The sequence below is a fragment of the Sulfolobus sp. E5-1-F genome, from assembly GCF_009601705.1.
In the GTDB taxonomy this organism is placed as follows: domain Archaea; phylum Thermoproteota; class Thermoprotei_A; order Sulfolobales; family Sulfolobaceae; genus Saccharolobus.
Map to the genome: position 1 here is coordinate 2,324,468 of NZ_CP045687.1, position 12,576 is coordinate 2,337,043.

The 12,576-nt window shown below is 33.5% G+C and carries 15 protein-coding genes and 2 pseudogenes; 11 read left to right on the forward strand and 6 right to left on the reverse strand.

The genetic code is table 11. From position 1 onward, the window contains the following. Window positions 1–8: 8 nt before the first annotated feature. From GFS03_RS12240 to GFS03_RS12255, 4 genes and pseudogenes are all read right to left on the reverse strand, one after another. Window positions 9–1,226 (reverse strand): YncE family protein, encoded by a 1,218-nt coding sequence (locus GFS03_RS12240; protein WP_153424347.1) that lies wholly within the window; start codon window positions 1,224–1,226, stop codon window positions 9–11. 80 nt (window positions 1,227–1,306) lie between these two features. After that, on the reverse strand, window positions 1,307–1,642 hold the full coding sequence (locus GFS03_RS12245; RefSeq protein ID WP_153424348.1) for a DsrE family protein: 336 nt from the start codon (window positions 1,640–1,642) through the stop codon (window positions 1,307–1,309). Next, window positions 1,635–1,997 (reverse strand): hypothetical protein, encoded by a 363-nt coding sequence (locus tag GFS03_RS12250; RefSeq protein ID WP_153424349.1) that lies wholly within the window; start codon window positions 1,995–1,997, stop codon window positions 1,635–1,637. The genes GFS03_RS12245 and GFS03_RS12250 overlap by 8 nt, the downstream gene beginning before the upstream one ends. A gap of 44 nt (window positions 1,998–2,041) precedes the next feature. Next, a pseudogene (locus tag GFS03_RS12255) lies at window positions 2,042–3,014 on the reverse strand (sulfurtransferase TusA family protein). 299 nt (window positions 3,015–3,313) lie between these two features. Here GFS03_RS12255 and GFS03_RS12260 point away from each other — a divergent pair. From GFS03_RS12260 to GFS03_RS12290, 7 genes and pseudogenes are all read left to right on the forward strand, one after another. After that, complete coding sequence (locus GFS03_RS12260; RefSeq protein WP_153424350.1) at window positions 3,314–3,562, forward strand: sulfurtransferase TusA family protein; 249 nt, start codon at window positions 3,314–3,316, stop codon at window positions 3,560–3,562. A gap of 3 nt (window positions 3,563–3,565) precedes the next feature. Further along, window positions 3,566–4,795: a YeeE/YedE family protein gene (locus GFS03_RS12265; RefSeq protein ID WP_153424351.1), complete on the forward strand. Its 1,230-nt coding sequence runs from the start codon at window positions 3,566–3,568 to the stop codon at window positions 4,793–4,795. Next, window positions 4,795–5,072 (forward strand): annotated as a pseudogene (locus GFS03_RS12270) (hypothetical protein). The gene GFS03_RS12265 and the pseudogene GFS03_RS12270 overlap by 1 nt, the downstream one beginning before the upstream one ends. Then, a complete protein-coding gene (locus GFS03_RS12275; RefSeq protein WP_153424352.1) occupies window positions 5,069–5,431 on the forward strand; it encodes a DsrE family protein in 363 nt (120 codons plus the stop codon). Before GFS03_RS12270 ends, GFS03_RS12275 begins: the two are co-directional and overlap by 4 nt. 34 nt (window positions 5,432–5,465) lie before the next feature. Continuing rightward, window positions 5,466–6,341, forward strand: a complete 876-nt coding sequence (locus GFS03_RS12280) for an ABC transporter ATP-binding protein (protein WP_153424353.1) — start codon at window positions 5,466–5,468, stop codon at window positions 6,339–6,341. After that, window positions 6,332–6,949 carry a hypothetical protein gene (locus tag GFS03_RS12285; protein WP_153424354.1) on the forward strand — a complete coding sequence of 206 codons (618 nt, stop codon included), beginning with the start codon at window positions 6,332–6,334 and terminating at the stop codon, window positions 6,947–6,949. Before GFS03_RS12280 ends, GFS03_RS12285 begins: the two co-directional genes overlap by 10 nt. Continuing rightward, window positions 6,946–7,335 carry a hypothetical protein gene (locus GFS03_RS12290; protein ID WP_153424355.1) on the forward strand — a complete coding sequence of 130 codons (390 nt, stop codon included), beginning with the start codon at window positions 6,946–6,948 and terminating at the stop codon, window positions 7,333–7,335. The genes GFS03_RS12285 and GFS03_RS12290 overlap by 4 nt, the downstream gene beginning before the upstream one ends. Here the strand turns inward: GFS03_RS12290 and GFS03_RS12295 are convergent. Then, on the reverse strand, window positions 7,332–7,994 hold the full coding sequence (locus GFS03_RS12295; protein ID WP_153424356.1) for a helix-turn-helix domain-containing protein: 663 nt from the start codon (window positions 7,992–7,994) through the stop codon (window positions 7,332–7,334). The genes GFS03_RS12290 and GFS03_RS12295 overlap by 4 nt on opposite strands. A gap of 716 nt (window positions 7,995–8,710) precedes the next feature. On the opposite strand from GFS03_RS12295, the gene GFS03_RS13685 reads away from it, so the two are divergent. Both GFS03_RS13685 and GFS03_RS12300 read left to right on the forward strand, forming a co-directional pair. Next, on the forward strand, window positions 8,711–8,845 hold the full coding sequence (locus tag GFS03_RS13685; RefSeq protein ID WP_255424862.1) for a hypothetical protein: 135 nt from the start codon (window positions 8,711–8,713) through the stop codon (window positions 8,843–8,845). A gap of 107 nt (window positions 8,846–8,952) precedes the next feature. After that, a complete protein-coding gene (locus GFS03_RS12300; protein ID WP_153424357.1) occupies window positions 8,953–9,453 on the forward strand; it encodes a DUF4143 domain-containing protein in 501 nt (166 codons plus the stop codon). A gap of 199 nt (window positions 9,454–9,652) precedes the next feature. Here GFS03_RS12300 and GFS03_RS12305 read toward each other — a convergent pair whose 3' ends face one another. Further along, a complete protein-coding gene (locus GFS03_RS12305; protein ID WP_153424358.1) occupies window positions 9,653–10,432 on the reverse strand; it encodes a DMT family transporter in 780 nt (259 codons plus the stop codon). Window positions 10,433–10,752: 320 nt separating this feature from the next. On the opposite strand from GFS03_RS12305, the gene GFS03_RS12310 reads away from it, so the two are divergent. Both GFS03_RS12310 and GFS03_RS12315 read left to right on the forward strand, forming a co-directional pair. Then, window positions 10,753–11,754: an ATP-binding cassette domain-containing protein gene (locus GFS03_RS12310; RefSeq protein WP_153424359.1), complete on the forward strand. Its 1,002-nt coding sequence runs from the start codon at window positions 10,753–10,755 to the stop codon at window positions 11,752–11,754. A 2-nt stretch (window positions 11,755–11,756) separates the two neighbouring features. Next, window positions 11,757–12,518, forward strand: coding sequence for an ABC transporter permease (locus GFS03_RS12315; RefSeq protein ID WP_202980436.1), 762 nt, complete (start codon window positions 11,757–11,759; stop codon window positions 12,516–12,518). The last annotated feature ends 58 nt before the right edge of the window (window positions 12,519–12,576 follow it).

Sequence of the window (12,576 nt, forward strand, 5' to 3'; positions counted from 1 at the left end):
TTATTCCCCTAACAATGAAGTCCACTAACTGGAGGCAGTAGGACGTTATCAACTAGGTAAGTAGCCATCTGATTTTGAACTGGAATTATAACTGCCGGAGCAGTAGACAAGGGTACATAACTACTCACCGTTAAACTACTTAAGGATATTAGAGCTATTATACCACCTGATTGTACATTACCGTGAATCACAACGTATGCATATTGTCCTCCTGGCATGAGTTCTATATCTGCTAAGCCCTTAACACTAAATGTGGGCAAGTCTATAGTTTTTACTATTTGAAAAGTCGATGTGGATATTACAAACACTTGATTTGCATTTGAAGGTGCCTCAAGATAGTACTCTCCATTTGGTGTGAATACACCCCTTTGAGGTATTGTACCATTTGGCATTTGTAAGATGCCTAACAATTTCAATGATGGTAGAGAGTAAAACCCAACTGAGTTATTTCCAACGTACTCTACCGCTACCATTGTCCCTTGAATGTTAGGGCTTACCATATAGGGTTGTGAGCCAGCAGCTGCTGGTAAAACCTTAATTACACTACCGTTTAAGGCTATAAGATCAACACTATTGTTAAATCTCATTGGAACTATTAAGTAGCTCCCATCTGGACTCCATCTAACGTCGCAAGGGTAATACGTTCTACCGTTAACTGAGGATACGAAATGCTGTTCCCATATTATGTTAAGCGATGAAACGTTGATTAGAGCTAAGATACCGCTTGGTCCATCTGCAACTGCAACCAATTGTTGATTTGGTGAGTACGCAACTCCTATAAACCCTATACTATTTCCAAAATTGAACTCCTTTACGATCTTTAAACTATTAGGATCGATTACGTAAACCGTGCCATTATTTACCGGTATGAAGAAGTATCGAGATTGTGCTGTATTTTCAAAAGGATATTCAACCCACCAATATACTTGTTGGGGTACGTTCGTAGAGATGTTAATGGAATGTATATATCCTTGGAAAGGTGTGGTGGATGATGGGTTTATTATTTCTGCAATTCCTTTCTGTGTGAATACTAGGAAGCTGTATTGAGGCAATGTGGTAGAAACTGAACTACTGGTAGTTTGGGTTGAACTGGGTATTGACGATGATGGAGATTGCTTTAACATAATGTATGCAGCACCTACTCCTATCAATATAATTACTATGAGTCCTACTATTAACCATAATTGATAACTGGACAACGCTTTGATTAACTGCTTTTTATTCACTCGATTTCCCCAAAATATTACGTATTTTTAGGTAATTATAAAAGTTGTGATATTATAAACCCTTATTAAAGTTCTTATAATTAAATTGTAATTATCATATCTACAATATCTAATATTTTTGCATAAAAGTCTGGAAAACAACCGATCTTTGCTTCCTCTATCAATTTATCAGCTAAATTTCTCATGTATACGCATTGATCACAAGCTTGCAAATATATGCCCTTTTCTCTACTAAGTTTACTTAATCTTTCGGCTAAAGGATTCTCTTTCATTAAAATATACACATTATCATGTATAAAGAACATTCCAATAACCTCTGCGTTGTGTCTGTTTTCCTCTAACTGTGGTATTATCATCTGCCCTAAAATGTAAGAACCCAAATTGGATTCGACTATGTAAGCAATTCTCTTAACCATTGTTGACACCATTTATAAATTTATCAACAACATCGTTCACTATTTGATTAATTGTAAATCCCTTAATTTTACTTAATTTTTCCATGAAGGTATGTCTATCTATTTTCCCATCATTTTCCATATATCCCTCACAGAGTGCTTCTAAGGTAATTATAAGTAGTGGACATTCAGAACTTTCATAATATATTTTTCCATCTTTAGCTCTATAAAGTGCGAACCATCTAGAATTATCTATCCTAAAATAGCCCAATTTTTCCGCATTTACCTTCTTCCTATAACTAAATAACCTTTTCATTAGAAAATCTGAAGCGTATCTCCTATTAATTATACAGCCACATTCATCCTTAAGCTCCATAATTGGCAATATGCACTTAGTCTAAATAAATTTTTTTAAAATAATTAATCTAACGATAAATACATAACGTTTGTTTCTCCAGACAACTTCTTTAAATATTCTAAGGCTTCATAATCTAATAAGGTTCCGTCTTCAGTGTCAATCCTAGCACATATTATTTTGTTATTCTTAACCAGTCCAGTAAATAGCCAACCTCTACCTAGAGGTGCAGAGGAGACTAGGCAAATGTCTTTTTCACAGTTGAATATATAATTCCTAAAATCATTAACTTTTTCAATTTTATGAAATTTCATAAAATATGTATATAGAAATGACATAAATTTCTTATCCCTAATTAGTTCTTTAATTCTAGTCTCATTAAATTCCTTTATAGCCTTAACGTATTCATCAGTGTTAATTATATTACTTAAAACTAAAATCCTAAAAGATACGTAGTCTTCGTATTTCAAGACTTCATATCTACAGTTGAATAACTTAATTATTTCCGGAATAGTATGAGCTACTGCGGCATGATTATCAGTCAAAACTTCTACTATTTCTCCTCTATTAGCCTTCATCAATTCTCTCTTTAACGTTATTTCCGGAACTGGGCATTCTTCCCCTCTAAGATCTACTACCTTATCTGGCTTAAGAGTAGAAATTCTAAAATTATTTTCAACTTTTTGTTTCCTTAACAAATACCTCGAATACCTTCTAAATTTTTCCTTATGGAGTTTGTTATGCTACTTAGGAGTTTTTCGAGAATTCCTCTGTAACTTATTTTAACATTTATTCTCTGTTCGCTCTCCTTATGGAATGTTATACTTATTATGAACCTTCCATTCTTTTCTATTATATCTAGACCATCTCTTTTCGGTTTGCAAATACATTGCACTTTTAGTCTGGAAATGTTAAGATAACAAATATAACCAAAATCTAGTTTTTTATATTTGATAGTTTATATAATTTATATGAGTTTTCTAAGTCTAATAACGGCTTGAAATCATCAGCGTAAATCAGTGTAGTTTCCTCTATCATTGTTTAAAATGATGTTAATTCTATTTAAAAACTTATCTTTAGTCATTTAATGAATAACTGAATTTAATCTTAAGAATAAAAAGTCCATTCTTAGCATTAAGCAATCATAAAAATGTGAAGTAAAAAATCTTTTGGATTAGCTAGCTTCGCTAGATAAGGTATTTTATAACTTTTATGCAAAAATATTAGATATTGTAGATATACGAATTACAATTTAATTATAAGAACTTTAATAAGGGTTTATAATATCACAACTTTTATAATTACCTAAAAATACGTAATATTTTGAGGGAGTCAAAGTGGAAGATCTTACTTTAAGACAGCCAGACGAGGTTCTTGATGTTAGAGGAGAGGAATGTCCTGTTCCAGAAATGAGCGCAAGCAAAAAATTGAAGAAAATGAAAGTTGGACAAATGCTAGAAGTATTAACAGATCACGAACCCGCAGTACATGTTACTTTACCTTCTTTATGCAAATCCTTAGGATACCCGTTTGTAGTGATAAAAGATAACGGACTTTATAGGGTGAGGATCCTAAAGGTGAAATAATCAATGCCAAGTATGGTACTACAGCCAGTACTTCAAGAAAGTTGGGCATTGATTTATGGATTGTTCGCTCTTTCTGGATTTATTTTAGGTTGGGCAGCCCAAAGAGGTAATTATTGTTTTGTAAACGCCATGACATCAATATTTACAGCTAAAAGCTATGAGAGATTTGGAGCTCTTCTAATACTATTCGGATTATCTGCTTTGGGATGTGGATTACTGGTTGCATTTGGTTTTATTCCCGCAGTTGACCAGTATTATTATAACTATTTTGCAGGATGGTACATTCTTGTTGGCTCTATAATATTTGGCTTTGGTGCAGCATTAGCAGGTGGTTGTAATTTATCTATGTTGTATAGGGCTGCTAGTGGCTATGTTCAAAATTGGGTGGAACTATTTGGAATGATGATAGGCACTTACGTATTTGCCATAGGTATATGGCCTTTTCAGCTGTACACGATGACAAATGGGATTTTATCGACTACGAATGGAGGGTACATTGAATACTTACCTTACTTGATATTTCACTCAATTTCAAATATGTCAGTCTATATAACTACGTTAGTACTTAGCCTACCACTAATATTTATTGGAATATACTTGCAACAGTATACCAAGAGAAAATGGGCAATCTCATCAAGTCTACGTGTTAATTTGCCTACAGCGAGAATGTATTATAATCAAAACTTAGGTGTGTCTGGAGAAGAAAAGGTATCGTTAACCAAGGAAATTAAAGATCTGATACTGTTAAGAAAACCATATGGAACTAATTTGACAACGATAATACTGGCATTAGATTTGATTTTAGTTTTCATAGTTGGTGCAGGATATACATTCAATTACTTAGTCATAACTTCATCTGACGGCGGTAGGTTCTTTGAGTACCTGTTAATGTTAGGAAATGTCAAGTTATTTCTGAATACGCCTTGGTTTAACGATTCACTATCAATCGTAGACCCGAGTACGCTAATGGTAATAATGTTGTGTATTGGAGCTTTCTCGGCATCATATTTAAGTGGCGACTTCAAAATACGAATACCTAGGAATAAGAGAAGATTACTGATAGGGTTTGGAGGAGGAATGTTAGTTGGTATAGGCGTTAGGATGGCTCTCGGATGCAATGTAGGATTGATGTGGACCAATTTCGCTCAATTAGGTTATGACGGTATCATATTCCTCTTTGGAATGTTGTTAGGAGTTTATTTAGCGGTTAAAGTCCAGGAGAGGTGGTTATGATGATTTCCTTGCCAATTATTAGGAGACTATTGTCACCCTTAATAGTAAGTTTATTTGCAATAGGTTGGTATGAATTCTCTGTACAATATATAGTTCCTAATAATAATGTAGCATTGGAAAACGGAGTATTTTCAGCTTATATATCTCCATCCCAATTGCAAGGATATATAGAGGCAACTAGATATATTTGTTACATAGTTGTTTATTTGGGACTCATATTCTTCTGGTATAATCTAGTTAAGACGGTTAGGGAATTAGAGGGGCGAATAAACAATGAGTGATTTATATGCAATAATGGTAATATCTGGAGAAGCCGAGAAACTCTATATGGCCTATATAACTGCAATAGGTTATGCTTCTTCTGGAAATAAAGTGTATATGTTCTTCACCATGGATGGATTAAGGGGAGTGACAAAGGAAATAGAGAAAATACAGCTACCTAACGTTAAGCCATTATCGTATTACTATGAAAATCTAATAGAATTAGGGGGAGATGACATAGAACTTGCAGCATGCGAATTCGGAATGAAAGTAAAAAATGTTGATCATGAAAGGCTATTGGATAAGGTTAAGGTAAGTGGTGTTTCGGAATTCGCATTAAAGAGCTCCGAGGCTAAAGCTACGTTAATCTTTTAAAAAGTTTTTTAGTATCAATATCGTATTTCGTAATATGAGCGTGATTGACGCAATCAATCTAACAAAGAGGTATGGCGATATTGAAGTACTTCATAGTCTTACATTCTCCATAGAGGATAGAAGCATAACCTTAGTAATGGGTCCTAATGGTGCTGGGAAGTCAACGCTACTAAAAATAATTGGCGGATTAATAAACAAGACCTCTGGCTATATAAGTGTTTTGGGAGAGGATCCTTGGAATAGCAATAAAATACCGAGAAAAGTCGGAATAATTTTGGATAGGCCTTTCTTGCCCCCATATTTGACCGTAATTGACATAATAAAGGAAGCCTCCAGCGAATTTAACTATCCTCTTAGCGACGCTAAAAGGTTATTAGAAGATTTCAATTTATTACATTTTGTAAAAAATAAAGTTAGAGAACTTTCAGCTGGTACTAAACAGAAATTACAAATAGTTTTTTCCTTAATGAAAAATCCAGAAATAATTATAGCAGATGAGCCTACAGCGAATTTGGACATAACATCACGATATGAGGTATATAACACTTTTGCAGTGTTGAGGGAGAAGATGGGTTTAACTGTACTCATCTCGTCACATATACCAGCTGAAATTTTAGCGTTTTCAACTCACGTCTTGGCAATAAACAATGGAATTATAAAGTTCTTCGGTAAAGTAGAAAAATTATTAAGAAACAATTTTCTAGAAGAGTTTTACATAGTGGTTGATAATATAGGTAAAGCTCTAGAGGCGTTAAAGGATAGGAAGATAGAAGTAATAGGTAATCAGCTAAGGATTTCAGGTAACTTAGCTGAAATTTCCAAAATCCTATCCAATGCAGGTGTGAGAATATTTTACGTGAGAAATTCTATAATAGATAAAAGCATCAAAGGGGAAACAGGATGGGAGTAGTCAATTTCCTAATCAAACATCGATATGGGGAATACGGATTACTCTCGTATATTGACTTAGAGGCAGCCTTGAGCGTTGGCGTAGTGGCCTCATTTAATTTCTTTCATCCACAAACTAGGAATGCAAATGTTGATCAACTCTTGTTTAACATAATTACGTCCACAATAGGTATAATATTATCAACACTAGTTATAAGGAATATAAGTCTAGGGATGGGTCAAGATCTTTATGACGGAACAATAATATCATTTCTACAAATGAGGGATAGGAGAACAATATTTCTTCTATCATATTTCATTGATGTTTTGCTAATAGGTGGACTATTTCTCTTGATTGCAGAATTAATATTTCTTCTATCATCATTTATCCCTCCTATGACATGGATAAGCGTTTTTGCATCCGAATATCTATTCCTCTGTAATACTTCCTATTTAATTACAATATTAACCAAAAGACCTTTCAGAAGCTTCTTCATAAGTATAAGCCTCATCTTCCTCGTTCTTGGAATAGAAATAACCGGTTATGCGTCTATATTTAATTACATTTTACCTCTAGATCTAGTTTTGGGTTACTTAGCATACTACGCTTTCATGAAGGTGCAAATATGATGAGAGTAGGCTTATATTTGATCTCTTTAGGTATTTTAATACTAGTACTAGGAGAGATAACGTTTCCTATAAACGCTACATTACACGTAAACAATAGCGGTATGTATATAATTCCTCAATGGTATGAGAAGGCAAAAGTAAGCGTGAGTAATGGAAGTTTTCTTATAGTGTTTCATAATTACACGTATATATTATTAGTTAAAGGGAATATCACTATTAAACCGGCCTCAATACTTTATGGAGTTGGCAATGCTAGTATTCTATTAGAAGGATACAAGATTTTTTATAATCAATCCTATATTGCAGTTGGGATCTTCCTCATAATATTAGGAGTTATTATAGAGGTCATTAGACTTATTAAAAGAAGAGTGGGTCAGCAATTTTAGCTTACATTATCTATATAGTTTCTAATTAATTTACCCATTGCTCTTCTTAAGGCTTGTAGTGTTGCTGCTTTACTTATTCCTAATTCTTCTGATAATTCTCTTAAATCTACTTTTTTAGGCCAATCAAAATACCCTAACCTATATGCCTTGTATATTATTTCAAATTCTTTACTAGTGAGCAAATTCCTCACGGATAGAATATTTTCATCTCTCTCAATAACCTTTAAACTATAAGTGTTTTCCTTCAGGCTAGGCAAGATAATTTCTTTGAATACTTTATCATCTATTACTAATGACCATCTTTCTAACCCGTTTGATATTTGTTCTAAAATGTAGTACGCACCCTTATTCATCAAGAGCTCGCTAATACCTCCCTTTAATTTAGCTGACAATAAAAATAAAGCCCTTAATTCGTTCTTAGTTCTAACAGTTTCAGTAATTTTTACTTTGATAATCCTATTGTTGGATTTAATTATATTAATTAGTTCATTTAGTACTATAGGGTCTCTGACGTAAGCTTCGGCTATTATATTTTCCTCCATCTTTTCAAGTGATGGCGTACGAGCTTTCATCACTACTCTCAACTCTTCTTGATCATACCTATCAGTTAGGAGAGTCCAATCGTCATGTGACAGGAGTACGCTATAACTTCTTATCATATTATACTTTTTTTAATCTGTAGTTAAATGTCTTTTTGTTTCAGTTTATTTCACAATTTCATTATTTATATATTTAAAAAGAAGATCTGAAGCAGGAAAGAGGTAAAAAGATAAGGAGTCAGCTCTTAATTCCAATTAACGTTCCTAGCTAAAATTGATAGCAATATCCCTATCCTTGGATAAATAACTTTGGCCTAAGATGTCAAAACCTTATAATGGAACTATAAATTTTTATTGCAACTGTTGAGAATAATGTGAAAGACAAGACGAATATATACTCTGGATTAGAGCACTTAAGCTAAAACTCATCTCCTCAACTAAAAATACTTCTAATGTAATAAATTTGTGATTTTCCCTTTTCATAAGCGTAACAAAATACTAGTATCAAGAATATTTAGCCAATAACATATCCTATCGCCAACAGGGAACCAACAATAATAATATCTAAAACTAATAATTAATTGTACGAGATTGAATTGAATAAAGCTAAATTATTATAAACAACTATAACCACGTATCGTGGTTTGCAATTACTATATGATGAAAACTGTTGGTTACTACAAAATAAGCTATAAGTTAAGTTTGTCATATGAGACAAAATCTAATAGGAAGAATTTGTCATATAAGACAAACTTAATTATCCATTTTCCAACTATACATTAATTTTAGGGGAAGAAGAACTCCTTGAAGTTATGACAGATTAGAATTACTGGTGAGTGAGGAGTAGTTCGCTGAATAATGATGGTGGATTTCTAGACATAGTTTTGCATGAAGATATAGCTGATGAATTAATTGTCTCATATTTCGATACGATCATATTAAAGGACATAATCGCTAGATATAAAAATTAGGGATGAGAGAAAGATAAGGATACTTGCAAAATATTATATTAGCTCTACTGGCAGTAGAATAACTTATAACAGTATTTCTAGAGTGTTAAAGATTCCTGTGAAAACAGTTGAGAGATATTCAGAGTAAATGGAAAAGGTTTATCTTGTTTTTCCTTAATAATTTCTCTTTTTCGGTCAAAGCGTTAGACGTTTCACCAAAGAAAGTTTACGTAACTGATAATGGCTTCACTAAGATATTTGGAAAGATAAGTCGTGGCATACTTTTAGAAACTTTAGTTGCACAATTCCTCTATAAGCTAGCGTTAAGAGAAAGATTTCAACTTTTTTATTGGCATGAAAATGAGGAAGTCGATTTCATACTTGTCAAAGATAATGTGGTTCAACCAATTCAAGTAGCTTATGAGATTAATAATGAAGAAACTCTAGAGAGGGAAATAAAGGGGATAAAGCTCTTCCTTAACAAGCTGAATTCAGACCAGTATAGGGATAAATTTATTATAGAAACACCGCAGATTATCGTTTATAGAGGAGAAGAGAAGAAAATAGAAAACATGAAGATTATTACAGCTAAAAAGTTCTTTCTAGAATCCCTGCATGAAACTAGGTAATATGCTGAAATCAACATTCTCAAATTAACCGTAACGGGTTTGGGCTTCATAGGATTTCATAATACTTGATATCAATTCTCAGCCCTTGGGCTTCACCGAAGTCCCGGAGCTCTGCCCCATTCATCCTTCTCTGCTCCATTAGCGGATTAACCTATATAGTCTACTGTTTGGGGTAGAAAGAAGTTAGATAGAACACATTTTATCGTCTGAATGCGAAATATATGGAAATCAAGGTTATTGTTCCTCCTACAATTTCTTGGATGTTTGGTATTTGGTGAAATATAGGTATTGCTAGTATTGTAGCTACAACTGGTTCGATCAACTCCGCAGAAGTTACTAAACTGATTGGTAACTTGTTTGCAGTATATATTACCGAACCATGGCCAATGAGAGTGGGAACTAACACTAAACCTAGCACAGCTAGTGTTGATATTAGGTTAATATCGCCTACACCGTAAAATGGAAGAACTGGGATCATGAAAATAGAGGATATTAGATAAATAATAGGTATGGTCGAAATGGGATCATAATCTAGTTTAGAAAGAAAATATGTGTAAATGGCAAATGAGATTGCTGATAGTATAGCAAGTACATTACCAACAATATATCCAAACGAAGTGTTAAAATTCATAACAAATATTCCTATGACTGCCATAATTATGAAAGGATCAATTTTTTTCTTGAATAACATTGCGAATATCGGACTAGTAGAGACTAAGATCGTCGAGGAGGCTATTGTAGTTAGGAATACGCTAGAAACGAAGAATACCATATGAAGAGAAAGAAACAGAGACGGTAAGATAAATCGTTTTAAGATTATTTTCCTTTCTCTCTTTACCGTAAAGGGAAGAAGGAGAATTCCCGCTAGTAAAAATCTTAGAAAAGTTATGAAGGGAGGAGTTATAGTACAAAATTTTACAAAGATCGCAGCGGTTCCAAAGGCTATACCTCCTAAAAATAAAATTATTTTATTCTTCACATTATGAAAAGTAATTAGTAGGATATTTAAGTATTAAGAGATTATGGATTTTTGGAATGTAGTGAACATTGTTGTGAAGAACCAATTGTTAAAGAAAATAAATGAAGGGTTTTTTGAAATTGGTTAAATTAAAGCGAACAGAGGTGAGTTCTTAAACGAAATAAATATACATAGTAAATCTCTAAGTAAACCCTTAATTAATTCTATCAAATGATTAATGATCGTAAATATTCTCAATAGGTTAACCTGCTCGTGCAAAGGCAGTTAATTCTCTTTAATCTTTCAGTTAACTTTAAAGTATATTTCGGTTACGATATCTTGTGTTTTTTAATAACTTTGCTGTTTACGTAAAAGATCTAGTTAAAACATATAACGGCAAAGTAAAGGCACTTAACGGAATTAACTTAGAAGTTGAGTGGGGCACTGCGTTCGCCCTTTTAGGTCCTAACGGCGCAGGAAAGACGACCTTAATCAGAATATTAACAACTCAAATACCACCGAGTGGAGGGTCAGCTTATGTGGGCGGTTATAATGTAACTGAGGATGCAAACGCGGTTAGAAAAATAATAGGGTATGTACCTCAAGAGATAAGTGTTTGGACTGATCTTACAGCATATGACAACTTGCTAATTTACAGTAAAATTTATGGTATACCCTCATCTGAAAGGAAAGAGAAGATAGAGTATATTCTAGATAGGTTAGGGCTATACGAGGTCAGAAACGATCTAGTAAAGACTTTTTCTGGAGGGATGATAAGAAGATTGGAAATAGCTTGTGCCCTTTTAACTATGCCTAAGATTTTGTTTTTAGATGAACCTACGATAGGATTAGATCCTGTCGCTAGGAAAACCGTATGGGAGGAATTGAGGAAGTTTAAGGAGGAACATGAGATGACTATATTTTTTACAACACATTACATGGACGAAGCTGATATATATTCGGATAAGATAGCGTTAATTGATAAGGGAAAGGTAGTAAAGATTGGGACTTCTGAAGAACTTAAGAGGAGTATAGGTAATGTCATTGTTTCCTTTGAAGTTGAGGATGCGAACTCAGAAGTTTTGAACAAAATAAAATATATATCAAACGTTGAGGATGTTATAGTTAAAAATAATCAAGTCACCGTTATCGTTAAGGATGTCGATACAGCTTTGCCAACTCTGATAGATTTCATTAGAAATAATGGTGTAAAGTATAAGAGGATAGAGATAAGAGAGATAACTCTGGATGACGTATTTATAAAGTATGTGGGAAGTAGTATAGATGTGAGAGGAAGAAGTAGCGAAGTGAGACAAGTGAGAAGCAGAATTAGGAGTGGTTAGAGTTGGTTAACGTAATAAGTTATATGGCTACAATGCTTGAGCTAGAATTAAGGAAATTAAAGAACGATAGAATGGAACTATACACTAGAGCAATACAACCAATGCTTTGGTTAGTACTTTATGGCACGGTGATAAGTAGAATTAGAGCAATACCAACTGGTGGAATACCCTATATTGATTACATAACACCCGCAATAATCATACAATCTTCAACCTTCATCTCAATATTTTACGGTTTAACCTTAGTTTGGGAAAGGGAATCCGGAATACTGAAGAAGCTAATAACTACTCCATTGCCTAGGTATTCCATAGTCATAGGCAGATCTTTTGCGTCTGGGATAAGAAGTCTATTCCAAATATTAATCATAACAATAATAGCGCTTCTTCTTGGTGTCAAATTCTATAACGTGTTTTACTTCATTACAGCCTCACTGATTATATTTTTCGTGTCTAGTGGCTTTGCTTCCCTATCAGTTGTAATAGCCTCTTTCATGAAAACCAGAGAAAGATTTATGGGAATAGGACAAGCAATTACTATGCCCCTATTCTTTGCTAGCAACGGGCTGTATCCCATAGAACTAATGCCGAGTATACTGAAATATATCGCTTCAGCTAATCCATTAACTTATATTATAGATATTTGTAGGAGGCTAATGATAACTGGTAACATGGATAGTGTAGTGGGAGATGTTTTAGCCATTTTAATATTTAATATAACAATGTACTTCTTAGCATCTATAAGGTTCAAGAAGATTATAGAGTAATTTTATCCAGTTAATCCATAATACTTCTGTAATTAAGATTTCTTTATGAGGAAAATAT

Bases quoted from the DNA above. Each gene is read 5' to 3' on its own strand.
- GFS03_RS12245 (WP_153424348.1), bottom strand. From the start codon at position 1,642: ATGGTTAAGAGAATTGCTTACATAGTCGAATCCAATTTGGGTTCTTAC.
- GFS03_RS12250 (WP_153424349.1), bottom strand. From the start codon at position 1,997: ATGGAGCTTAAGGATGAATGTGGCTGTATAATTAATAGGAGATACGCT.
- GFS03_RS12265 (WP_153424351.1), top strand. From the start codon at position 3,566: ATGCCAAGTATGGTACTACAGCCAGTACTTCAAGAAAGTTGGGCATTG.
- GFS03_RS12275 (WP_153424352.1), top strand. From the start codon at position 5,069: ATGAGTGATTTATATGCAATAATGGTAATATCTGGAGAAGCCGAGAAA.
- GFS03_RS12280 (WP_153424353.1), top strand. From the start codon at position 5,466: ATGAGCGTGATTGACGCAATCAATCTAACAAAGAGGTATGGCGATATT.
- GFS03_RS12285 (WP_153424354.1), top strand. From the start codon at position 6,332: ATGGGAGTAGTCAATTTCCTAATCAAACATCGATATGGGGAATACGGA.
- GFS03_RS12290 (WP_153424355.1), top strand. From the start codon at position 6,946: ATGATGAGAGTAGGCTTATATTTGATCTCTTTAGGTATTTTAATACTA.
- GFS03_RS12295 (WP_153424356.1), bottom strand. From the start codon at position 7,994: ATGATAAGAAGTTATAGCGTACTCCTGTCACATGACGATTGGACTCTC.